The 22,256-nt window shown below is 72.1% G+C and carries 23 protein-coding genes, 1 pseudogene and 1 riboswitch; of the genes and pseudogenes, 11 read left to right on the top strand and 13 right to left on the bottom strand.

Annotated features, from left to right (window positions below):
- The first annotated feature begins 111 nt into the window (after positions 1 to 111).
- Both AC07C1_RS31855 and AC07C1_RS31850 read left to right on the top strand, forming a co-directional pair.
- Positions 112 to 714: a DUF4126 domain-containing protein gene (locus AC07C1_RS31855; protein WP_478944645.1), complete on the top strand. Its 603-nt coding sequence runs from the start codon at positions 112 to 114 to the stop codon at positions 712 to 714.
- Between the two features lie 58 nt (positions 715 to 772).
- A complete protein-coding gene (locus AC07C1_RS31850) occupies positions 773 to 2,281 on the top strand; it encodes a phytoene desaturase family protein (protein WP_478944643.1) in 1,509 nt (502 codons plus the stop codon).
- A 16-nt stretch (positions 2,282 to 2,297) separates the two neighbouring features.
- On the opposite strand, the gene AC07C1_RS31845 is transcribed toward AC07C1_RS31850, so the two are convergent.
- From AC07C1_RS31845 to AC07C1_RS31820, 6 genes are all read right to left on the bottom strand, one after another.
- The gene (locus tag AC07C1_RS31845) at positions 2,298 to 3,227 is read right to left on the bottom strand and encodes an SCO2102 family sporulation regulator (protein WP_478944642.1); all 930 of its coding nucleotides are present in this window, start codon (positions 3,225 to 3,227) and stop codon (positions 2,298 to 2,300) included.
- Between the two features lie 56 nt (positions 3,228 to 3,283).
- A complete protein-coding gene (gene metF, locus AC07C1_RS31840) occupies positions 3,284 to 4,207 on the bottom strand; it encodes a methylenetetrahydrofolate reductase [NAD(P)H] (RefSeq protein WP_478944640.1) in 924 nt (307 codons plus the stop codon).
- A 118-nt stretch (positions 4,208 to 4,325) separates the two neighbouring features.
- Positions 4,326 to 4,976 carry a thiamine phosphate synthase gene (thiE, locus tag AC07C1_RS31835; protein ID WP_478944638.1) on the bottom strand — a complete coding sequence of 217 codons (651 nt, stop codon included), beginning with the start codon at positions 4,974 to 4,976 and terminating at the stop codon, positions 4,326 to 4,328.
- Between the two features lie 90 nt (positions 4,977 to 5,066).
- A complete protein-coding gene (locus AC07C1_RS31830; protein WP_360734180.1) occupies positions 5,067 to 5,432 on the bottom strand; it encodes an Rv2175c family DNA-binding protein in 366 nt (121 codons plus the stop codon).
- Between the two features lie 64 nt (positions 5,433 to 5,496).
- The gene (locus tag AC07C1_RS31825; protein WP_478944636.1) at positions 5,497 to 6,729 is read right to left on the bottom strand and encodes an NAD(P)/FAD-dependent oxidoreductase; all 1,233 of its coding nucleotides are present in this window, start codon (positions 6,727 to 6,729) and stop codon (positions 5,497 to 5,499) included.
- A 32-nt stretch (positions 6,730 to 6,761) separates the two neighbouring features.
- Positions 6,762 to 7,112: an avidin-fold protein gene (locus AC07C1_RS31820; RefSeq protein ID WP_478944635.1), complete on the bottom strand. Its 351-nt coding sequence runs from the start codon at positions 7,110 to 7,112 to the stop codon at positions 6,762 to 6,764.
- Positions 7,113 to 7,164: 52 nt separating this feature from the next.
- Positions 7,165 to 7,276, top strand: a riboswitch (TPP riboswitch).
- On the opposite strand from AC07C1_RS31820, the gene thiO reads away from it, so the two are divergent.
- From thiO to AC07C1_RS31790, 6 genes and pseudogenes are all read left to right on the top strand, one after another.
- Complete coding sequence (gene thiO, locus AC07C1_RS31815; RefSeq protein WP_478944634.1) at positions 7,274 to 8,455, top strand: glycine oxidase ThiO; 1,182 nt, start codon at positions 7,274 to 7,276, stop codon at positions 8,453 to 8,455. (Overlaps the previous riboswitch by 3 nt.)
- Complete coding sequence (gene thiS / locus AC07C1_RS31810; RefSeq protein WP_478944632.1) at positions 8,452 to 8,664, top strand: sulfur carrier protein ThiS; 213 nt, start codon at positions 8,452 to 8,454, stop codon at positions 8,662 to 8,664. Before thiO ends, thiS begins: the two co-directional genes overlap by 4 nt.
- A 2-nt stretch (positions 8,665 to 8,666) precedes the next feature.
- Positions 8,667 to 9,458: pseudogene (locus AC07C1_RS31805) on the top strand (thiazole synthase); the annotation flags it as partial.
- 91 nt (positions 9,459 to 9,549) lie between these two features.
- Positions 9,550 to 11,463: a Stk1 family PASTA domain-containing Ser/Thr kinase gene (pknB, locus tag AC07C1_RS31800; RefSeq protein WP_478944630.1), complete on the top strand. Its 1,914-nt coding sequence runs from the start codon at positions 9,550 to 9,552 to the stop codon at positions 11,461 to 11,463.
- A gap of 57 nt (positions 11,464 to 11,520) precedes the next feature.
- Positions 11,521 to 12,399, top strand: a complete 879-nt coding sequence (locus AC07C1_RS31795; RefSeq protein ID WP_478944628.1) for a deoxyribonuclease IV — start codon at positions 11,521 to 11,523, stop codon at positions 12,397 to 12,399.
- Between the two features lie 61 nt (positions 12,400 to 12,460).
- On the top strand, positions 12,461 to 13,024 hold the full coding sequence (locus AC07C1_RS31790) for a DUF4396 domain-containing protein (RefSeq protein WP_478944626.1): 564 nt from the start codon (positions 12,461 to 12,463) through the stop codon (positions 13,022 to 13,024).
- A gap of 19 nt (positions 13,025 to 13,043) precedes the next feature.
- Here AC07C1_RS31790 and AC07C1_RS31785 read toward each other — a convergent pair whose 3' ends face one another.
- Positions 13,044 to 13,676 (bottom strand): sulfite oxidase-like oxidoreductase, encoded by a 633-nt coding sequence (locus AC07C1_RS31785; RefSeq protein ID WP_478944625.1) that lies wholly within the window; start codon positions 13,674 to 13,676, stop codon positions 13,044 to 13,046.
- 176 nt (positions 13,677 to 13,852) lie between these two features.
- Between AC07C1_RS31785 and bfr the strand changes: the two genes are divergently transcribed.
- Entirely contained in the window at positions 13,853 to 14,332 is a 480-nt protein-coding gene (bfr, locus tag AC07C1_RS31780; protein WP_478944623.1) for a bacterioferritin, read from the top strand.
- Positions 14,333 to 14,415: 83 nt separating this feature from the next.
- Here bfr and AC07C1_RS31775 read toward each other — a convergent pair whose 3' ends face one another.
- Positions 14,416 to 14,649, bottom strand: coding sequence for a (2Fe-2S)-binding protein (locus AC07C1_RS31775; RefSeq protein ID WP_478944621.1), 234 nt, complete (start codon positions 14,647 to 14,649; stop codon positions 14,416 to 14,418).
- A 136-nt stretch (positions 14,650 to 14,785) separates the two neighbouring features.
- Positions 14,786 to 16,138 carry a class II 3-deoxy-7-phosphoheptulonate synthase gene (locus tag AC07C1_RS31770; RefSeq protein WP_478944619.1) on the bottom strand — a complete coding sequence of 451 codons (1,353 nt, stop codon included), beginning with the start codon at positions 16,136 to 16,138 and terminating at the stop codon, positions 14,786 to 14,788.
- A 106-nt stretch (positions 16,139 to 16,244) separates the two neighbouring features.
- On the opposite strand from AC07C1_RS31770, the gene AC07C1_RS31765 reads away from it, so the two are divergent.
- Together AC07C1_RS31765 and AC07C1_RS31760 are read left to right on the top strand one after the other, a co-directional pair.
- Positions 16,245 to 16,301 (top strand): trp operon leader peptide, encoded by a 57-nt coding sequence (locus AC07C1_RS31765; RefSeq protein ID WP_073894098.1) that lies wholly within the window; start codon positions 16,245 to 16,247, stop codon positions 16,299 to 16,301.
- A 101-nt stretch (positions 16,302 to 16,402) separates the two neighbouring features.
- Positions 16,403 to 18,295, top strand: a complete 1,893-nt coding sequence (locus AC07C1_RS31760; protein WP_478944617.1) for an anthranilate synthase family protein — start codon at positions 16,403 to 16,405, stop codon at positions 18,293 to 18,295.
- A gap of 66 nt (positions 18,296 to 18,361) precedes the next feature.
- On the opposite strand, the gene AC07C1_RS31755 is transcribed toward AC07C1_RS31760, so the two are convergent.
- The 4 genes from AC07C1_RS31755 to AC07C1_RS31740 all read right to left on the bottom strand — a co-directional run bounded on the left by AC07C1_RS31755 (position 18,362) and on the right by AC07C1_RS31740 (position 22,176).
- Entirely contained in the window at positions 18,362 to 19,390 is a 1,029-nt protein-coding gene (locus AC07C1_RS31755) for a 6-phosphofructokinase (protein ID WP_478944616.1), read from the bottom strand.
- Positions 19,391 to 19,505: 115 nt separating this feature from the next.
- Complete coding sequence (locus AC07C1_RS31750; protein WP_478944615.1) at positions 19,506 to 20,183, bottom strand: response regulator; 678 nt, start codon at positions 20,181 to 20,183, stop codon at positions 19,506 to 19,508.
- The gene (gene macS, locus AC07C1_RS31745) at positions 20,180 to 21,415 is read right to left on the bottom strand and encodes a MacS family sensor histidine kinase (RefSeq protein WP_478944614.1); all 1,236 of its coding nucleotides are present in this window, start codon (positions 21,413 to 21,415) and stop codon (positions 20,180 to 20,182) included. Before macS ends, AC07C1_RS31750 begins: the two co-directional genes overlap by 4 nt.
- A 32-nt stretch (positions 21,416 to 21,447) precedes the next feature.
- Positions 21,448 to 22,176, bottom strand: a complete 729-nt coding sequence (locus AC07C1_RS31740; RefSeq protein ID WP_478944613.1) for a lysophospholipid acyltransferase family protein — start codon at positions 22,174 to 22,176, stop codon at positions 21,448 to 21,450.
- Between the last annotated feature and the right edge of the window lie 80 nt (positions 22,177 to 22,256).

Here is a 22,256-nt window from a genome sequence, read left to right as displayed (position 1 = left end):
GGGTCGGCGCCCCATCCGCGCGCGTACTCATCTGACCGTCTAGGTACGCGTACTCAGCCGTCCGCGTGCGTGCCCACGACTCCGGCCCGCCGACTGGCTACGATCGCGTCCGTGTCCGTACTCCCTCTCGTCTTCACCAGCGGCTGGGCCAGCGGCATCAACGCCTACGCGGTGGTGCTGCTGCTCGGTCTGTTCGGCCTGACGGGGGTGAGCGACGACGTCCCGCAGACGTTGCAGCGCCCGGAGGTACTGATCGTCGCGGGCGTGCTGTTCCTGTGCGAGGCGGTCGCCGACAAGATCCCGTACGTCGACTCGGCGTGGGACTCCGTGCACACGGTGGTCCGGCCGCTCGCGGGCGCCTGGGTGGGTGCGCTGCTCGCCGGGCAGAGCGGTTCGGTCCCGGATGTGGCGGCCGGGCTGCTCGGCGGTTCGACGGCCCTGGCCAGTCACACCGTCAAGGCGGGGACGCGGATGGCCGTCAACACCTCGCCGGAGCCGTTCAGCAACGTCGCACTGAGCCTCGCCGAGGACCTCGGAGTGGGCGCCCTCGTGTCGTTCGCGATGTTCGACCCGGAGGCGGCGGCGATCATCGCGGGCGTCCTGCTGGCCGGCGGGCTGCTGACGCTGGTGTTCCTCGTCTCGCGGATCCGGCGCTTCCTGCGGCGCCGGGCGCAGCGGCGAGAGGAGCGGCGCCTGGCGTCGCGGTCGCCCTGACCCGCTCCACCGCGGCCCGCCGACCGGATTGTCGGTGGCGGTCGATAAAGTCGCGGGCATGGCACGGATTGCGGTGATGGGCGCCGGGATGGGCGCGATGGCGTCCGCTGCCCGGCTGGCCGTCGCGGGCCACCGGGTGGTGGTGTACGAGCGCACGGATACGTACGGCGGTGCGGTGCGCCGGTTCGAGCGGGACGGGTTCGCCTTCGACACCGGCCCGGGGCTGCTGACGCTGCCCGCCGTGTACCGCGATCTGTTCGTCAAGACCGGCAAGGAACCGCTGGAGGACCGCGTCGAGCTGGTCCAGGTCGACCCGGCCGCGCGGCACGTCTTCGCGGACGGCACCGAGGTGTCCCTGCCGAACGCCTCGCGCGCGGGTGTGGTCGCGGCCCTGGACGAGGCGCTGGGCGCGGGGGCGGGCGAGCGCTGGGGCGACTTCCTGGTGCGGGCCCGCGAAGCCTGGGACCGCACCCGCCGACCGCTGCTGGAGGAGCCGCTGTGGCCCGACTGGCCGGTGCTGGAGCAACGGGAGCCGTATCCGGGGGTTGCGCACAAGCGGCTGCTGCGCACGCGGAGGGCGGTCAAGCTGCACGAGATCGGCGCGTGGGAGCTGCGCGACCCGCGGCTGGCGACGCTGCTCGAGGGCTACGCGCTCGCGTACGGCATCGATCCCGGGACGGCCCCCGCGAGCGCGGCCGTGCTGCCCTACATGGAGCACGCCTTCGGCACCTGGTACGTGCGCGGCGGCATCCGGGAGCTGGCGCGCGCGGTGTACGAGCGGTGCCTGGAGCGGCGCGTCGAGTTCGTCTTCGGCGCGGAGGTCACCCGGGTCCTGGAGAAGGACGGCCGGGCGGCGGGGCTGGAGTTGCGCGACGGCACGGTGGCCGAGGCGGACTTCGTCGTCGGCACGGGCCCCCGGCGGCTGGGCGGCCTGGTCGCGGGCAGGGAACTGTACGGCGCGCAGGACGTGCGCCCGGAGCCCGAGGACCGCTACCCGGGCCGGATGGTCGTGTGCCTGGCCCTGCGCGGCGCGCGGGAGCCGGGCGCCGCGCACCGCACGGTGGTGCACTCGGCCGACGGCGAGGGTGCTCTGGACCTGTTCCGCCAGGGGGTGCTGCCGGATCTGCCGACGGTCGTCGTGGACCGGCCGGACGACCCGGCCCTGCGCCCCTCCGGGGAGCACGAGTCCGTGGTGCTGACGGCGACGGTGCCGCCGTCGACGGAGTACGACTGGGCCGCGCCGGGCGCCGCCGGCGCCGCCGCGGACCGGCTGGTCGCCGCCGCCGAGCGTGCCGTGCCGGGGCTGCGCGAGCGGGTGCTGTGGCGCGAGGTGCGCACACCCCTGGACACCGAGCGGGAGACGGGCGCCACGGGCGGTGCGGTTCCGCCACCCGCGCTGGCCGCCCCGGAGGGGGTGCTGCACCCGGCCAACACCACGGCGCTGCCGGGCCTGTTCACCGCCGGCGGCTGGTCCCACCCCGGCGGCGGCCTGCCGCACGCGGGCATGTCGGGGGCGCTGGTGGCCGGGCTGATCGTGGAGGGGCCGCAGTTCCGCGGCTCGCAGTGAGCCGGGGCCCGGCGCGTCAGAAGCGGTACTGCTCGTCGTACCCGGCGCCGGGCTGCGGCTGGGGATGGCCGCCCGCCTGGTACGGATACGGCTGCTCCTGCGGGAGTTCGCCGCCGTAGGTCTCGTCGGTGCGCTGCTGCGGCACCCACACCCCGCCGGCCGGGGTCTCGCCGTAGCCCCCGGTGGCGTACGGGTCCTGGGCGTAGCTCTGCTGGCCGTACTGCTGCTGCCCGTAGCCGGTGTCGTACGAGGTGTCGGCGTAGGACTGGGTGCCGATGTACGGGTCGGAGTAGTTGGCGTAACCCTGCTGACCGCTGGTGTCGTAGCCGTAGCTCTGCTGGGCGTAGCCCGGGTAGTCGTAGGCGTGGTTCTGGTCGGCGCCCTGGGGCTGGGCGGCGCCGGCGTACGCGGCGGTGTCGCCGTAGACGCCGTAGGAGCCGGTGTCGTCGGGGAGGGGCTGGGGCGCGTAGACGGCGGTGGACTCGGCGGCGGTCGGCTCGCCGGGGCGGGCCGGGGTGAAGACGTCGTCGCGGTCGTAGTCGTCGTCACCGTAGGTGAGACGGTCGCGGCCGTGGTCGGCGTCCCGGTCGTCGGCGCCTTCCCCGGCCTCGGGGCCGAAGACCTCGGGGGCCGGGCCCTGGTGCTCCGCCCTGCCGCGGCGGCGCTTGGTCCCGCCGCCGGTCTCGGCGTCGGGGCGCTTGACCGCCCAGCCGGCCGCGAAGCCGCGGCGGAACGACAGCGTGACGTAGGTCTGCCCGAGCGCGAAGGCGATGGCGCCCAGGCCGATCACGACGACGGACGGCATCAGCACACCGAGTACGACACCGAGGAAGCCGACGAAGGCGAGCAGCCGCCAGCGCAGTCGCGCCTTGTACTGCAGGAGCACCTCGCCCAGCAACCACAGTGCGACGATGCCGAACGCGATGTAGAGGACCGTCCAGCCCATGTACGCCCCTCTCCCAGTGACCGCTACGCAGTGTGTCGTACCGCGGTGCGGCCGGTCTAGGCCTGCGGGGGATGGTGCAGGCCCAGGTTCTCGTAGATTTCCAGGGTCGCCGTGGAGTTGTTGAGCGTGATGAAGTGCAATCCGGGCACTCCCTCGGCCAGCAGCCGCGCGCAGAACTCGGTGGCGAACTCGATACCGATGGAGCGTACCGCCGCCGGATCGTCCTTCGCTGTGAGGATCCGCTCTTTCAGGGCGTCCGGGAAGACGGCGTTGCTGAGCTTGGGCAGCCGTTCCAGCATCTTCACGCTGGTGACCGGCAGGACCTCGGGAATGACCGGGGTGTCGCAGCCCGCGGCCACCACGCGGTCGCGCAGCCGAAGATACGACTCCGGCCGGAAGAACATCTGTGTGATGGCGTAGTCGGCGCCCGCGCGGCACTTGTCCACGAAGTGGGCCACGTCGGTGTCCCAGTCCGTGGAGCGCGGGTGCATCTCCGGGAACGCGGCCACCCCCACGCAGAAGTCGCCCGACTCCTTGATGAGCCGGACGAGTTCGGCGGCGTAGGCCAGACCACGGGGGTGCGGCACCCAGTCGCCCATGGGGTCGCCGGGCGGGTCGCCACGCACGGCGAGCATGTTGCGGATGCCGGCGTCGGCGTACTGGCCGATGATGTTGCGCAGTTCGGCGATGGAGTGGTCGACCGCGGTGAGGTGGGCGACCGGGGTGAGCGTGGTGTCGACGACGATCTGCTGGGTCTCCTTGACCGTGCCCGCGCGGGTCGAGCCGCCGGCGCCGTAGGTCACGGAGACGAAGTCGGGGGCGACCGCCTCGACCCGCCGGAGCGCGCTCCACAGGTTCCGCTCACCCTTGGGGGTCTTCGGCGCCGAGAACTCGAACGAATACGTCGTTTTGCCGGCGGCGAGGATGTCACGCACGGTGCGTGCGCGATCAGTCCTGGTGGATGCGGTTCCGAGGGCCATACCCGCAGGTTAGCCAGGGGTGGGCGGTCCCCCAACCGGACAGCGGAAATTTGCCCGATTTGTCGACTTCCTGTCCAGCAGGTGGACAGCCGGCCTCCGCCCGGGGCCGGCCGGCCCGCTACGTCGCGTCCCGCAGCCGCTTGGTGAACTGCGCCGCCGCGGCTCCCGGGTCGTCCGCCTCGGTGATCGCGCGGACCACGACCACCCGGCGGGCACCGGCGTCCAGCACCTCGTCCAGGTTTCCGAGGTCGATGCCGCCGATGGCGAACCAGGGACGGTCGGTGCCGAGACCGGCCGTGTGGCGGACCAGGTCGAGGCCGGGGGCGTGCCGGCCGGGCTTGGTGGGGGTGGGCCAGCACGGGCCGGTGCAGAAGTAGTCCACACCCTCCTGGACGGCGGCCGCGGCGGCCTCGGCCTCGGCGTGCGTGGAACGGCCGATCAGGACGTCCTCGCCGAGGACCGCGCGGGCCGCCGGGACCGGCAGATCACCCTGGCCGAGGTGCAGCACGTCTGCGCCGGCGGCGTGGGCGACATCCGCGCGGTCGTTGACCGCGAGCAGCTTGCCGTGCCGGGCGCAGGCGTCGGCGAAGACCCGCAGGTGCTCCAGCTCCTCGGCGGCCTCCATGCCCTTGTCGCGCAGCTGCACGACGTCCACGCCGCCCGCGAGCACCGCGTCCAGGAACTCGGCGAGGTCGCCCTGGCGCCTGCGGGCGTCCGTGCAGAGGTACACGCGGGCGTCGGCGAGCGCTGCGCGGGCGGTGTCGGACATGCGTGGGTCCCCCCGTGGTCGGTATGCCTGGTATTTCTCCGGGTGGCGTACGGGCGCGGGCCCGCACGCCACCCCCTGATGCGGTTCGGCTCAGACGGCGAGCGCCTGGGCGCGGCGCTTCACCTCCGTGCCGCGATTCTCGCTCAGGGCCTGCGCGGGGGTGCCGGGCAGGGTCGGGTCAGGGGTGAAGAGCCATTCGATCATCTCTTCGTCCGTGAAGCCGTCGTCCCGCAGGAGCGTCAGGGTCCCGGACAGGCCCTTGACCACCTTGTCCCCGTCGATGAAGGCGGCGGGGACGTGCAGCGCCCGGTTCTCACCTCGGCGTACGGCGATGAGCTGGCCGTCCTTGACCAGCTGCCGCACACGCGTCACCTCGACGCCGAGCTGTTCGGCGATGTCGGGGAGGGTGAGCCAGTCGGGGACGAGAGCATCGATCTTTGCGTCAATCTCGGTCACGGAATCTAGCCTGCCATCCCCCACCGACAGTCGGAAGCCAGGCAGGTCCACCCGGGAGGACGTACTAGTCGACGGTGGCGTCCTTCAGGGGCCTGGCCGGATCGGCCAGCGCCTCGGGATCAAGCGGCCGGCCGGCCTCGATCAGCCGCCGCCCCTGGGCCAGGTCGCGCGGCCGGCCCACGGCCAGCAGGGCCACCAACCGGTCCTCGCGCAGCCAGCACACCGTCCAGGCCGGGCCCGCCGGGTCGCCCCGCCACACCAGGCGGTCGGCCGCGGCGTGGTGGCCGGCGTACTGGACGAAGCGGCCGAACTGCTCGGACCAGAAGTAGGGCACCGGGTCGTAGACCGCCGGGATCTCACCGAGGATGTTCGCGGCGACCGTGCGGGGACCCTGGAGGGCGTTGTCCCAGTGGTGCACGAGCAGCCGTTCGCCGTAGCGCGCCGAGGGAAAGGAGGCGCAGTCGCCGACGGCGTACACGTCCTCGGCGCTGGTGCGCAGGTGAGCGTCGGCGAGGACCTCGCCGTGCCGACCCAACTCGATGCCGGAGCCGGCCAGCCAGCCGGTGGCGGGGCGGGCACCGATGCCGACGACCACGGCGCCCGCGGGCAGCCGCGTGCCGTCGGCGAGCACCACCGCGCCGGGTTCGACGCGCTGCACGCGCGCGTCGGTACGCAGTTCGGCGCCGCTGTCGGCGTACCAGGCGGCCATGGGCGCGGCCACCTCGGCGGGCAGGGCGCCCACGAGCGGCCGGCCGGCCGCCTCGACGACGGTCACGGCGCAGCCCGCCTCCCGAGCCGCCGTGGCGAACTCGGCGCCGATCCAGCCGGCGCCGACGACCACGACGTCGTGCTGCCGGGCGAGCACGGGCCGCAGCCGTTCGGCGTCGTCCAGGGTGCGCAGCAGGTGCACGCCGGGCACGCCTTCGGTGCCGGGCAGGGTGATCGGTTCCGCGCCCGTGGCGAGGACCAGGACGTCGTACGGCACCGGACCCGCCTCGGTGTCCAGCTCGTGTTCGGCGGGGCGCAGGCCCAGTACCTCGCAGCCGAGCCGCAGCTCGACGCCGAGCGCCTCGAAGTCCACGTCGAAGGCGGAGTCCTCGGCCTTGCCGAGCAGCACGGCCTTCGACAGCGGCGGCCGGTCATACGGCTGGTGCGGCTCGGCGCCGATGACGGCCACCGGGCCCCTGAAGCCCCTTTCCCGCAGGGCGACCGCGGTCTGCACCCCGGCCATGCCCGCGCCCACGACGACCACGCGCCGCGCCTGTGACGTGCCCTGTACCGCTGTCTGCTCGCTCACCTGATCACCATAGTCACGTGACAGTTTGTCAGTCAGGGGGCGTGCTCGGTGACCTGCTCCACAACGCTCGTCCCCCTGCCGGGCCGCGACTCCCACTCCCAGTCCTCCTCGAGCCGCACGCGGCCGTCGGGCAGCTCCACAACCTTCGAGACGCAGTGCCCGGAGGACGTCGTCCCGTCGGCCCTGAGCTGCACGTACCGGAAGTCCAGCCGGTCGCCCTCGCGGGTGCCGACCAGATGGCCGCGCACGACGTCGCCGCCCGCGTACTCGGCCCAGATCTCGCCGTCCTTCTCGTGGTAGGCGAAGCGGGTACGCGTGCCCACCTGACCTGGGGCCTGGTCGGCGACGGGGGCGAGGATCAGTCCGTCGAGCGGGCGGGCCATGGGCGGGGCTCCCTTACGGGTGACGAGCGCTGCGGGCTAGGGTGGCCACCGTACAAGCACTCGCGGGAGCCCGGACGCACCGGGCTGAGAGGGAGGCTGGCGGCCTCCGACCGTACGAACCTGATCCGGGTCATGCCGGCGAAGGGAGGGGCTGGACGCCCATGTCGTCACGTACGTCCGACGTCCTCGTCATCGGGGGCGGAATCATCGGCCTGGTCACGGCCTGGCGCGCGGCGCAGCGCGGGCTCGCCACGGCCGTGGTGGACCCCGAGCCCGGCGGCGGGGCCGCGCGCGTCGCGGCCGGGATGCTGGCCGCGGTCACCGAACTGCACTACGGCGAGGAGACGCTGCTCGCCCTGAACCTGGAATCGGCCCGCCGCTACCCGGACTTCGCGGCCGAGCTGGCCGAACTGACCGGCCACGACCTCGGCTACCGCCGCTGCGGCACCCTCGCGGTCGCGCTGGACGCCGACGACCGCGCTCATCTGCGCGAACTGCACGCGCTGCAGCAGCGTTCGGGCCTGGAGTCGGTGTGGCTGTCGGGGCGGGACTGCCGCCGCCTGGAGCCGATGCTGGCGCCCGGGGTGCGCGGCGGGCTGCGGGTCGACGGCGACCACCAGATCGACCCGCGGCGGCTGGCGGCGGCCCTGGTGACCGCATGCGAGCGCGCCGGGGTGGTGTTCCACCGCGGGTGGGCCGAACGCCTCGACGTCCTGCGGGACCGGGCGGCCGGCGTGACCACGGCGGACGGCACCGAGTTGCGCGCGGAGCAGGTCGTGCTCGCCGCCGGAAGCATGAGCGGCCGGCTCGCGGGCGTGCCGGAGGCGCTGCTGCCGCCGGTACGGCCGGTGAAGGGGCAGGTGCTCCGGCTGACCGTGCCCCGCCGCTTCGCGCCGTTCCTGAGCCGGACCGTGCGGGCCGTCGTCCGCGGCAGCCACGTCTATCTGGTGCCCCGCGAGAACGGCGAACTGGTCGTCGGCGCGACCAGTGAGGAACTGGGCTGGGACACGACGGTCACGGCGGGCGGCGTGTACGAACTGCTGCGCGACGCGCACGAGCTGGTGCCGGGGATCACCGAGCTGCCCCTCACCGAGACCCGGGCCGGACTGCGTCCCGGCTCCCCGGACAACGCGCCGCTGCTCGGCCCGTCCGGGCTGGACGGACTGCTGCTGGCCACCGGGCACTACCGCAACGGGGTGCTGCTCACGCCGGTCACCGGGGACGTCCTGGCGCACGCGCTGGTCGCCGGTGAACTCCCCGCGGAAGCCCACCCGTTCACCCCGATGCGCTTCGCCGCCGTACCGCCGGAGCAGCCCGCACGCCTCATGGAGCAGCGCGCATGACCAGGTCCGTCACCATCTCCGTCAACGGGGAGCGCCGGGAGATCGCCCCGGGCACCGCTCTCGACACCCTCGTCAGGACCCTCACCCCGGCGCCCTCCGGGGTGGCGGCCGCCGTCAACGAGACCGTCGTCCCGCGCACCCGGTGGGCGGCCACCGCGCTCACCGAGGGCGACCGTGTCGAAGTGCTCACCGCCGTGCAAGGAGGCTGACCATGGCCGACGATCCCTTCGTCCTCGGCGGTGTGCCCTTCGGCTCCCGGCTGATCATGGGCACGGGCGGCGCGCCCAGCCTGGAGGTGCTGGAACGGGCGCTGACCGCCTCCGGCACGGAGCTGACCACGGTCGCGATGCGGCGCGTGGACCCCTCCGTGCACGGCTCGGTGCTGTCGGTGCTGGAGAAGCTGGGCATCCGGGTGCTGCCGAACACGGCGGGCTGTTTCACCGCCGGGGAGGCCGTGCTGACCGCCCGGCTGGCCCGCGAGGCGCTCGGCACGGACCTGGTCAAGCTGGAGGTCATCGCCGACGAGCGGACGCTGCTGCCGGACCCGATGGAGCTGCTGGAGGCGGCGGAGACGCTGGTCGACGACGGGTTCACGGTGCTGCCGTACACCAACGACGATCCTGTGCTCGCGCGGAAGCTGGAGGATGTGGGCTGTGCGGCGGTGATGCCGCTGGGCTCGCCGATCGGCTCCGGGCTCGGCATCCGCAATCCGCACAACTTCCAGCTGATCGTGGAGCACGCGCGTGTGCCGGTGATCCTGGACGCGGGGGCCGGTACGGCGTCCGACGTGGCGCTGGCGATGGAGCTGGGGTGCTCGGGGGTGATGCTGGCCTCCGCGGTGACCCGGGCGCAGGAGCCGGAGACGATGGCCGCGGCCATGAGGCACGCCGTGCGGGCGGGCCGGCTGGCCCGGCTGGCGGGGCGGATCCCGCGCCGTCACTTCGCCGAGGCCTCCTCCCCCACCGAGGGGCGTGCGCACCTGGACCCCGAGCGCCCCGCCTTCCGGTCGCGCAACAGTCACAGCTCTGCTGCATTCCGCCCCGGCGACGGCGCAGGGGGCGGGGGTGTCGGTCGCCCCTCGTAGACTCCTCTGCGTGGATACGACCCTTCAGGACCCCCTCGTCGGGCAGGTGCTCGACGGCCGTTATCGCGTCGACGCGCGGATCGCCGCCGGCGGGATGGCCACGGTCTACCGGGCCCTGGACACCCGCCTGGACCGCGTCCTCGCGCTGAAGGTGATGCACCCGACGCTCGCGGTCGACGGGTCCTTCGTCGAGCGGTTCATCCGGGAGGCGAAGTCCGTCGCCCGGCTCGACCACCCCAACGTGGTGCAGGTCTTCGACCAGGGCAACGACGGGTCGTACGTGTACCTGGCGATGGAGTACGTCGCCGGGTGCACCCTGCGGGACGTGCTGCGCGAGCGGGGCGCGGTGCGGCCGCGGGCCGCGCTGGACATCCTGGAGCCGGTGCTGGCCGCGCTCGGTGCCGCGCACCGGGCCGGGTTCGTGCACCGTGACATGAAGCCCGAGAACGTCCTGATAGGCGACGACGGGCGGGTCAAGGTCGCCGACTTCGGGCTGGTGCGGTCGGTGGACACCGTGACCAGCACGACCGGTGCCGTGCTCGGGACCGTGTCGTATCTCGCGCCCGAACAGATAGAGCAGGGCACCACCGACCCGCGCGTCGACGTGTACGCGTGCGGTGTCGTCCTCTACGAGATGCTGACGGGCGGGAAACCGCACGCCGGGGACTCTCCGGCGCAGGTGCTGTACAAGCACATCCACGAGGACGTGCCGCCGCCGTCGGCGCTCGTGCCGGGACTGCCGTACGAGCTGGACGAACTGGTCGCGTCGGCCACCGCGCGCAACCCGGACGTCCGCCCGCACGACGCCGTGGCGCTGCTCGGCCAGGTGCGCGAGGCTCGCCAGGCGCTGACGGATGAGCAGCTGAACGCGCTGCCGCCGCAGGCGCTGACCGCGGAGCACGACAACGCCGAGGACCGGACGAGCGTGATCCCCCGCTCACTGACCGTGCCCCGGCCGCTGCCCGTCGGCGACCAGGGTCCCGCCGAGGGCGTCGTCCAGCACACCACCCGGCTCCAGGCACCGCCGCCGCCCCGGCGGTCGAGGCGCCTGGTGCTGACGGTGCTCGCCGCCGTCCTGGTGGTGTTCGGCGTGGGCGCCGGGGTCTGGTACATCAACTCCGGCCAGTTCACGAAGGTCCCGCCGCTGCTGTCGAAGACGGAGGCGCAGGCGAGAGACCGGCTGGAGGCGGCCGGGCTCGACGTCGGGCGGGTCGAGCGGGCGTACAACGACACCGTCAAGCGCGGCACGGTCATCAGCACCGACCCGGCGCCCGGCGCCCGTATCCGGGACCACGACTCGGTGACGCTGACCGTCTCGCTCGGTCCGCAGACGGTGAAGGTGCCGGATCTGGCGGGACAGCCGCTCGCCAAGGCGCAGGCGCGGCTGAAGGCGGACGGTCTCGAGCCGGGCATGGTCACCCGGGAGTTCAGCGAGGACATCCGCACGGGGTCCGTGATCGCCACGACGCCGCGGGCGGGCATCAAGCGGCACGCCGGTTCGGCGATCGCGCTGACCGTCAGCAAGGGCAGCCCGATCGACGTCCCGGACGTCACCGACGAGGAGCTGGCCGAGGCCCGCCAGGAGCTGACGGACGCCGGACTGAGGGTGAAGGTCGCCACCGAGCGGATCAACTCCGACTACGACAAGGGCAAGGTCGCCGCGCAGAGCCCGGGTGACGGCAGGCAGGCCGCCGAGGGCGACACGGTGACGCTGACGCTGTCCAAGGGGCCGGAGATGATCGAGGTCCCGGACGTGGTGGGCTCCAGCGTGGACGACGCGAACAAGCGGCTGCGGGCCTACGGCTTCGAGGTGGACGAGGACCGCGGGCTGCTCGGGCTGTTCGGCGACACCGTGAGGAAGCAGTCGGTGGAGGGCGGCGACAAGGCGCCCAAGGGGTCGACGATCACGATCACCATCCGGTGACGGGGGTCACCGGGGAGCGTGGTCCGGGGGCAGGGGCGGGCGTGACACCCTGAACGGGTGAGTCCTGATCTGTCCTCCCTCCCCCGCAACCCCATAGGCGGTCATGTCCCGGTGGCCGGCGGCCTGCACTCCGTGGGCCTGTCGTACGCCCGCGAACTGAAGGCCGAGACCGTGCAGGTCTTCGTCGCCAACCCACGCGGCTGGGCCACCCCCGCCGGGAACCCGCGGCAGGACGAGGCGTTCCGTGCGGCGTGCGCCGAGGAGTCGGTACCGGCGTACGTCCACGCGCCCTATCTGATCAACTTCGGCTCGCACACCGAGGCGACCGTGGAGCGGTCGGTGGAGTCCCTGCGGCACTCGCTGCGGCGCGGGCGGGAGATCGGCGCGCTGGGTGTGGTGGTGCACACCGGCAGCGCGACCGGCGGCCGGGCGCGGGAGGTGGCCCTGAAGCAGGTGCGCGAGCACATGCTGCCGTTGCTGGACGAGCTGACCCAGGACGACGACCCGTTCCTGCTGCTGGAGTCGACCGCCGGGCAGGGCGCCTCGCTGTGCTCGCGCACCTGGGACTTCGGGCCGTACTTCGAGGCGCTGGACGCCCATCCGAAGCTGGGCGTGTGCCTCGACACCTGTCACATCTTCGCCGCCGGGCACGACCTGACCGGACCGAGCGGCATGCACCGGACCCTGGACCTGCTGGTCGACACGGTCGGTGAGGGCCGGCTGAAGCTGATCCACGCCAATGACTCCAAGGACGTCGCCGGCGCGCACAAGGACCGGCACGAGAACATCGGCGCCGGCCATATCGGCGAGGACCCCTTCCGCACCCTGATGACCCATCCGGCCACCGCGGGCGTCCCGCTGGTCATCGAGACGCCGGGCGGCAAGGAGGGCCACGCGGCGGACGTGGAGCGGTTGAAGAAACTCCGGGATTCCTGAAAGTTCCGGAATACCCCCGGGGGGTATACGGTTCCTGTAGACGCAGGAACCGTCACTCGACATGGGGGAAATCATGGACCACTCGGCCCATACCGAACACGAGCCCGAGCAGGCGCACCAGCACCAGCACCAGCACCAGCACCAGCACCAGCACCAGCACCAGCACCAGCACCACGGTCCCGCTTCGGCCGCCTCCTGGTCGACGGCCGTCCAGGCCACGCTGCACTGCCTCACCGGCTGCGCCATCGGCGAGGTGCTCGGCATGATCGTCGGCACGGCGCTCGGGTGGGGCAACCTGCCGACCACCCTGCTGGCGATCGTCCTGGCGTTCTTCTTCGGTTACTCGCTCACCCTGCGCGGGGTCCTGCGGGCCGGCGTCGACTTCCGCACCGCCTTCCGCGTGGCGCTGGCCGCGGACACCCTGTCCATCGCCGTGATGGAGCTGATCGACAACGGCGTGATCCTGGTCTGGCCGTCGGCGATGGACGCCACCCTGGCCGAGGCGCTGTTCTGGGTCTCACTGGCCGCCTCGCTGGTGATCGCCTTCGTGGTGACGACCCCGGTCAACAAGTGGACGATCGGACGGGGCAAGGGGCACGCCGTGGTGCACCAGTACCACCACTGACGCACCCGGAGAGCAGGAGTCAGAGCTCGGGGCCGTCCCCGGGCTCCTCCTGGTAGGAGTAGCGCTGTTCCTTCCAGGGATCGCCGATGTTGTGGTAGCCGCGCTCCTCCCAGAAGCCGCGGCGGTCGGCGGTCATGTACTCCACACCGCGGACCCACTTCGGACCCTTCCAGGCGTACAGGTGGGGCACGATCAGGCGGACCGGGAAGCCGTGCTCGGCGGTGAGGAGTTCGCCGTCCTTGTGGGTGGCGAAGAGCGTGCGGTCCGAGGCGAAGTCCGCCAGGCGCAGGTTCGAGCTGAAGCCGTACTCCGCCCAGACCATCACATGGGTGACGTCCGGAGCCGGCGGGGCCAGGTCCAGGATCGCGCGGGCCGGGACGCCGCCCCACTCCGCGCCGACCATGCTGAACTTCGTCACGCAGTGCAGATCGGCCACCACGGTGGTGTACGGCAGGGCCGTGAACTCCGCGTGGTTCCAGGTGCGCTTGTCGCCGTCGGCGGTGGCGCCGAAGACCCGGAACTCCCAGCGCTCGGACCGGAACTTGGGGACGGGCCCGTAGTGCGTGACCGGCCAGCCGCGCTGGAGCCGCTGCCCCGGCGGTAGCTCGGGCCCTGCCGCCGCTCCAGACTCTCGCTCCACCGGATGCCCCATGTATCCATCCTGACAGACCTCGGGCAGTGCCCTTGACCACGCCCAACGGAATCGGACAAGGACTACCAACTCAGCACGTACTTACTAAGTACGCACTTACTGGACGATCTTCTCCACTGGTGCAATCATGCCGCCGCACACCTCCCCGTCCCTTCGTGTGGAAGGAGCCCGCTGCGATGCAGGGCGACCCCGAGGTCATCGAGTTCCTCAACGAGCAGCTCACCGGCGAGCTGACCGCGATCAACCAGTACTTCCTGCACGCGAAGATGCAGGAGAACTTCGGCTGGACGAAGCTCGCCAAGTACACGCGGCACGAGTCGTTCGACGAGATGAAGCACGCGGAGGTGCTCACCGACCGGATCCTGTTCCTGGAGGGGCTGCCCAACTACCAGCGGCTGTTCCACGTGCGGGTGGGGCAGACGGTCCGGGAGATGTTCGAGGCGGACCGGCAGATCGAGGTGGAGGCGATCGACCGGCTCCGGCGGGGCATCAAGGTGATGCGGGAGAAGGGCGACATCACGTCGGCGAACATCTTCGAGGACATCCTCGCCGACGAGGAGCACCACATCGACTACCTCGACACCCAGCTGGAGCTGCTGGAGAAGCTCGGCGAGGCGCTCTACATCGCCCAGCTGATCGAGCAGCCGGAGAGCTAGGCGGCCTCGTCCAGAGGCGTGAGAGCTAGGCGGCCTCGTCCAGAGGCGTGAGAGCTAGGCGGCCTCGTCCAGAGGCGTGAGAGCTAGGCGGCCTCGTCCAGAGGCGTCAGGACGGACCGGCCCCGCTCGGCGAGTTCCCGGCGCGGGCAGGCGCCCCGGCCGAGGATGGCCTGGATGCGGCGTACGCACGATCCGCAGTCGGTGCCGGCCTTGCAGGCGGAGGCTATCTGGCGCGGGGTGCAGGCACCCTTCTCCGCGTGCTGCTGGACCTGCTGCTCGGTGATGCCGAAGCAACTGCAGACGTACACGCGGCTCACCTCCCGACGGGATCGCTGTCTCACTGCCATCCCGTTCCCGGTGAGGCAAACCTAACCTTACCCATCACACGGCGCCCGTAAAAGTGGATGGGGCGCGGATCAGGTGTGATCCGCGCCCCAGGGCACCCCGGGACGACTACTGGTCCCGGTACATCTCGGCCACGAGGAACGCCAGGTCCAGCGACTGGCTGCGGTTCAGGCGCGGGTCGCAGGCCGTCTCGTAGCGCTGGTGCAGGTCGTCGACGAAGATCTCGTCGCCGCCGCCCACGCACTCGGTGACGTCGTCGCCGGTCAGCTCCACATGGATGCCGCCCGGGTGGGTGCCGATCGCCTTGTGGACCTCGAAGAAGCCCTTGACCTCGTCGAGCACGTCGTCGAAGCGCCGGGTCTTGTGCCCGGAGGCCGCCTCGAAGGTGTTGCCGTGCATCGGGTCCGTCACCCAGGCGACCGTGGCGCCGGACGCCGTGACCTTCTCCACCAGCTCGGGGAGCTTGTCGCGGATCTTGCCGGCGCCCATGCGGACGATGAAGGTCAGCCGGCCCGGCTCCCGCTCGGGGTCGAGGCGGTCGATGTACTGCAGCGCCTCCTCGGCCGTCGTGCTCGGGCCGAGCTTGATGCCGATGGGGTTGCGGATCTTCGAGGCGAACTCGATGTGCGCGTGGTCCAGCTGCCGGGTGCGCTCACCGATCCACACCATGTGCGCGGAGACGTCGTACAGCTTGCCGGTGCGGGAGTCGACCCGGGTCAGGGCGGACTCGTAGTCCAGCAGCAGCGCCTCGTGCGACGAGTAGAACTCGACGGTCTTGAACTCCTCCGGGTCGGTGCCGCAGGCCCGCATGAAGTGCAGCGCGTTGTCGATCTCGCGCGCGAGCTGCTCGTAGCGCTGGCCCGACGGCGAGGTCCGCACGAAGTCCTGGTTCCAGGCGTGCACCTGGCGCAGGTCGGCGTAGCCGCCGGTGGTGAAGGCGCGCACCAGGTTGAGCGTGGAGGCGGACGCGTTGTACATCCGCTTCAGGCGCTCGGGGTCCGGGATGCGGGCGGCCTCGTTGAAGTCGAAGCCGTTGACCGAGTCGCCGCGGTAGGTCGGCAGGGTCACGCCGTCGCGGGTCTCGGTGCCCTTGGAGCGCGGCTTGGAGTACTGCCCCGCGATCCGGCCGACCTTCACCACGGGCACGGAGGCCGCGTAGGTCAGAACGGCACCCATCTGGAGGAGCGTCTTGAGCTTGTTGCGGATGTGGTCGGCGGACACCGCGTCGAAGGCTTCGGCACAGTCGCCACCCTGGAGGAGGAACGCCTCTCCCTTGGCGACGGCCGCCATCCGGGCGCGCAGCTGGTCGCACTCGCCCGCGAAGACGAGCGGCGGATACGACTCGAGGTCCGCGATCACTGCGCGCAGAGCCTCGGGGTCGGGGTACTCGGGCTGCTGCGCCGCGGGCAGGTTTCGCCAGGTGTTGCCAGCGCTCGGGCTGGTCTTAGCGTTCACGGTCACCTCGTAAACATTACGGGGTCGTGTCGGATGTTCTTTCCTCTGGCTCAAAAGGTGAGACGGGGCTATTGAAGCGTGGACGGCCGGTGGATGGGGTAGGGTGCCTCGCATGTTCGCGCTTTCGATCCAGAACTGGTGGTGGACCGCTTCTCCGGCGGCCCACTGATCGCGCGTACACCAGACTTCGCGAAGGCCGCCCGAGGGGCGGCCTTCGGTGTTTCCCGGGGTCGTTCCTCTCCATCAGAAGATCGAGAAGGAGCCCGACCCGTGAACCTGCGCGACCTGCTGTCCGACCCCCGCCCCTTCGCCCTGCTCCGCCGTAGCGCCCCGGGCCGCGACGAGCAGCCGGTGGAGGTGCTGATCGGCCCGGTGACCAGCCGCGACCGGCTCGCCGACCTCCCCGACGAGGGGCTCGCACTGGTCCCGTTCCGGCAGATCCGCGAACGCGGCTTCGACGTCCGCGACGACGGCACCCCGTTGCTGGTCCTGACGCCCGAGGAGTCGTACGAGATCCCGCCGGCCGAGGCGCTCCGGGAGCTGCCCGCGCACGAGGTGCGGGTCGAGGGCGGCGGCTTCGACGTCGGCGACGAGGAGTACGCCGAGATCGTCGGACGGGTGCTGCGCGAGGAGATCGGCCGGGGCGAGGGCGCGAACTTCGTGATCCGGCGGACGTACGAGGGCGAGATCCCCGGGTTCGGCCGAGCGGACGCGCTCGCGCTGTTCCGGCGGCTGCTGGAGGATGAGCGGGGGGCGTACTGGACGTTCGTCGTGCACACCGGGGACCGGACGCTGGTCGGGGCCAGTCCCGAGGCGCACGTCCGGATGTCCGGCGGGACCGTCGTGATGAACCCGATCAGCGGGACGTACCGCTATCCGGCCGAGGGGCCGACGCCGGAGCGCCTGCTGGACTTCCTCGCCGACGGCAAGGAGATCGAGGAGCTGTCCATGGTCGTCGACGAGGAACTGAAGATGATGTGCACCGTCGGCGACCGGGGCGGGGTGGTCGTCGGACCACGGCTGAAGGAGATGACGCACCTCGCGCACACCGAGTACGAGCTGCGCGGGAAGTCCTCGCTGGACGTGCGGGAGGTGCTGAGGGAGACCATGTTCGCGGCGACCGTCACCGGGTCGCCGGTGCAGAACGCGTGCCGGGTGATCGAGCGGTACGAGCCCCTCGGGCCCGATGGCGTGGGCCGGGCCTACTACGCGGGCGCGCTGGCCCTGCTCGGGCGGGACTCCGGCGGCGCCCAGACCCTGGACTCCCCCATCCTGATCCGCACCGCCGACATCTCCTCCGACGGCCGGCTGCGCGTCCCGGTCGGGGCGACGCTGGTGCGCGGTTCGGACCCGGCGGCCGAGGTGGCGGAGACCCACGCGAAGGCGGCGGGCGTGCTGGCGGCCCTCGGGGTACGGCCGTCCCGGCCGCGTCCGGAACGGGACCGGCCCCGGCTGGCCGACGACCCGCGGGTGCGGGCCGTGCTGGACGGCCGGCGTTCGGCGCTGGCGCCGTTCTGGCTGCGGATGCAGGAGCAGGGCCGGGAGCTGACCGGCCACGCCCTCGTCGTCGACGGCGAGGACACCTTCACCGCGATGCTGGCGCACGTCCTGCGCTCGGGCGGGCTCGAGGTCACGGTGCGGCGCTACGACGAGCCGGGGCTGCGGGCGGCCGTGCTCGGGCACGAGGGGCCGGTGGTGCTCGGGCCCGGTCCGGGCGACCCTTCCGATGTGACCGACCCGAAGATGCGGTTCCTGCGGGCGCTGGCCGCCAGGGTGATCCGGGAGCACCGGCACGGGGTGCTGGGTGTGTGCCTGGGGCACGAGCTGATCGCCGCCGAACTGGGGCTGGACATCGTCCGCAAGGAGGTCCCGTACCAGGGGGCGCAGACGACGATCGACCTGTTCGGGCGGCCCGAGACCGTCGGCTTCTACAACAGCTTCGTGGCCCGCTGCGACGAGGATGCGGCCCGGGAGCTGGCCGCGCACGGGGTCGAGCTGAGCCGGGCGGCGAACGGCGAGGTGCACGCGGTACGGGGCCCCGGGTTCGCCGGGGTGCAGTTCCACCCGGAGTCGGTCCTCACCCTGAACGGTGCGGCGGTCGTACGGGAACTCGTCGGGCAGCTGTCCGGGGGCTGCCGCCCCCGGACCCCCGCTTCGGCCTGAACGGCCTCCTCCTCGAGCGCCGGACGGACCGGGTACCGCCGGCCGGCGCTCGAGCGGGAGTTCCCGTCAGCCGAAGAACACCCCCACCTCCTCGTACAGCTTCGGGTCCACCGTCTTCAGTCTGGCCGTCGCCTCGGCGATCGGTACGCGGACGATGTCCGTGCCGCGCAGGGCGACCATCGTGCCGAAGTCGCCGTCGTGGACGGCCTCGATGGCATGCAGGCCGAAGCGGGTGGCGAGCCAGCGGTCGAAGGCACTGGGGGTGCCACCGCGCTGGATGTGCCCGAGGACCGTGGTGCGGGCCTCCTTGCCGGTGCGCTTCTCGATCTCCTTGGCCAGCCACTCGCCGACCCCGGAGAGGCGGACGTGCCCGAAGGAGTCCAGCGACCCGTCCTTGAGGACCACGTCGCCGTCCTTCGGCATGGCGCCCTCGGCGATGACGACGATCGGGGCGTACGACGCCTTGAAGCGGGAGGTGATCCAGGCGCACACCTGGTCCAGGTCGAAGCGCTGTTCGGGAATGAGGATGACGTTGGCGCCGCCGGCGAGGCCCGAGTGGAGGGCGATCCAGCCGGCGTGGCGGCCCATCACCTCGCAGACCAGGACCCGCATATGGGACTCGGCCGTGGTGTGCAGGCGGTCGATGGCCTCGGTGGCGATGTTGACAGCCGTGTCGAAGCCGAAGGTGTAGTCGGTGGCGGACAGGTCGTTGTCGATGGTCTTCGGTACGCCCACGCACGGCACGCCGTACTCGTCGGACATGCGCGCGGCGACCCCCAGGGTGTCCTCGCCGCCGATCGCGATGAGGGCCTCGACCTCCTGCTTGACCAGGTTCTCCTTGATGCGGCGGATGCCGTTCTCCACCTTGAGGGGGTTGGTCCGCGAGGAGCCGAGGATGGTGCCGCCGCGGGGCAGGATGCCGCGCACCGCGGGGATGTCGAGGCGGACCGTGTCGTTCTCGAGCGGACCCCGCCAGCCGTCCCGGAAGCCGACGAAGTCGTAGCCGTACTCCTGCACGCCCTTGCGCACGATGCCCCGGATGACGGCGTTGAGCCCGGGGCAGTCGCCGCCTCCGGTCAGTACTCCGACCCGCATGGAAATGTCCCTTCGCCGCGCTTGCCTGACGCTCAGTCACGCTAATGGTGATTCGCGTCACATCGGGAGAGGCGGGAAGGGTGATTCGGGTGCGTTGCCGGAATGCCGGCCGGCGCTACTCGTCGTCGAGTCCGCGCTCTATGGCGTACCGCACCAGCTCGACCCGGTTGTGCAACTGGAGCTTGCCGAGGGTGTTCTGGACGTGGTTCTGGACGGTGCGATGGGAGATGACGAGGCGTTCGGCGATCTGCTTGTAGCTCAGGCCCTTGGCCACCAGCCGCAGCACCTCCGTCTCCCGGTCGGTCAGCCGGGGTGCCCCGGGCGCGTCGGTGTCGGGGGCGGGCGCGGGCTCGGAGGCCAGGCGGCGGTACTCGCCGAGCACCAGCCCGGCGAGGCCCGGCGTGAACACCGGGTCGCCGACGGCGGTACGGCGGACCGCGTCCAGCAGTTCCTCGGTGGAGGCCGACTTCAGCAGATAGCCGGTCGCGCCGGACTTGACCGCCTCCAGGACGTCGGCGTGCTCACCGCTCGCCGAGAGGACCAGGACACGCAACGCCGGGTTGTGGGCGACCAGTTCCTTGCAGACCTGGACGCCGGGCTTGGCGGGCAGGTTGAGGTCCAGCACGAGGACGTCGGGGGCGGCGGCCCTGGCGCGGCGGACCGCCTGCTCGCCGTCGCCGGCGGTGGCGACCACCTCGAAGCCGGACTCGGTCAGGTCCCGGGCGACCGCGTCGCGCCACATGGGGTGGTCGTCGACCACCATGACCCTGATCGGGTCCTGTTGCCGTGTCATCGCTGCTCCGCCTTCTTCCCCCGCGCCTGTGCGGCGCCCTTCGGTACCTTCAGTTCGACTTCCGTGCCCTGCCCGGGGACGGAGATCAGCTCGGCGCTGCCGCCGAGGTCCCGCAGCCGCCCGCGGATCGACTGGGCCACCCCGAGTCGGCCCTCCCCCTCGGCCTGGGTGAGCCGCCCCTCGGGGATGCCGGGACCGTCGTCCCGGACGGTCACGACGATCTCGTCCGGCTCGTCCTCGACCAGGATCCAGGCCCGGGCCTCCTCGCCGGCGTGCCCGCGGACGTTGTCCAGGGCGGCTCCGACCGCCGCCGCCACCTCCCGGGCCGCGGCAGGCGGCAACGGCACCGGGGCGCCGGGCTCGGCGAGGCTGACCCGGCCGCACGCGTAGGGGGCGAGCAGGGAGCGCAGGTCGACCGGGCCGGCCGGCTCGTCCCCGTACGGCTCCTCGACGGCACGTACGACGGCTCCGGCGGCCGCGTCCTCCGACACCCGGGACACCGGCACCAGACCGCCGGAGACCAGGGTGCGCAGGGCCACCTCCTGCTCCCCGGCGAGGCGGCCCAGCTCGGCCGCCTCGCCGCCGAGGGCCGCGCCCCGGCGCTTCACCATGGCCAGGACCTGCAGCACGCTGTCGTGGATGTCCCGGGCCAGCCGCTCCCGCTCCCGGGTCGCGGCCTCGATCTCCAGGGCGCGGGCGAGGGTGCGCTCGGAGGCGCGGGCCACCTCCACGACGTAGCCGATGGCGATGGAGGCCACCCAGACGAGGACCACGTTGTGCACGGTGTCCCGGGCGGGCCTGCCGCGCTCGATCAGGTTGACCGCGGCCACCGCCGTGGAGGCGACGGCCGCCCAGCGCCAGCCGCCCTTGATGGCGAAGGCCAGCACCGAACCGGCGGTCCATATCGACGGCAGGGTGGGGCCGCCGCCCGCGATCCGCTCGTGGTTGTCGGCGAACGGGGTGAGCAGGATGCCGGTGAGGGCGACGGTCAGGTCGGCGGCCAGGAAGCGCTTGGTACAGGCGGCCGCGCTCGCCACCTTGGGCAGCGTGGCGAGGGTCCAGACGACCAGGACGGCGTAGTAGGCGACGGCCAGCCAGGGGCGTACGAAGTGGGAGTACGCGGTGGCGCACAGGCCGATGGCGTACAGCATGGTCAGCACGCGGTAGCCGGTGAGCGCGCGCCACAGCGGCAACTCGACCGACATTCTCATGACACGCTCGCGCTTGGGCATACCCCCCGCCCCCCGGCTCCCCGACTCCGCCGCTACCCCTCGGTCTTCTTCTTCTCCGCTTCCCTGGCCGCCTTCGCCGCCTCCGCGATCTGCCGCTTGGCGGCGGTCGCGTACATGTCGACGTACTCCTGGCCGGAGAGCTTCATGATCTCGTACATGACCTCGTCGGTCAGGGCGCGCAGCACGAAGCGGTCGTGCTCCATGCCCTGGTAACGGCTGAAGTCCATGGGCCTGCCGATGCGGATGCCGGGCCGCATCAGCTTGGGCATCACCTTGCCGGGCGGCTGGATCTTCTCCGTGTCGATCATCGCGACCGGGATGACCGGCGCGCCGGTGGCGAGCGCCACGCGCGCGAGGCCGCCGGGCTTGCCCCGGTAGAGCCGGCCGTCGGGCGAGCGGGTGCCCTCCGGGTAGATGCCGAACAGCTCGCCGCGCTCCAGCACGTCTGTGCCGCTCTTGATCGCCGCCTCGCCGGCCCCGCGCGCCCCGGAGCGGTCCACCGGGAGCTGGCCGACGCCCTTGAAGAAGGCCGCGGTCAGACGGCCCTTCACGCCGGGGGTGGTGAAGTACTCGGCCTTCGCGATGAAGGTGACCTTGCGGTTCAGGACGGCCGGCAGGAAGAACGAGTCCGAGAAGGACAGGTGGTTGCTGGCCAGGATGGCGGGGCCCTCGGCCGGAATGTTCTCCATGCCTTCCACCCAGGGCCTGAAGGCGACCTTCAGCGGCCCGCCGATGGCGACCTTCATCGTGCCGTACAACACCCGTGTGCCTCCTGTTTGCGTCGAACAGACCTTAACCCGGTGGACCGCCGAAGGACCCGACGACCCTGGTCGGTGTCAGT

This window comes from Streptomyces sp. NPDC045022, assembly GCF_056432605.1.
Note: the sequence above shows the minus strand (reverse complement) of the source record. Positions and strands in the feature narration are given on the sequence as shown.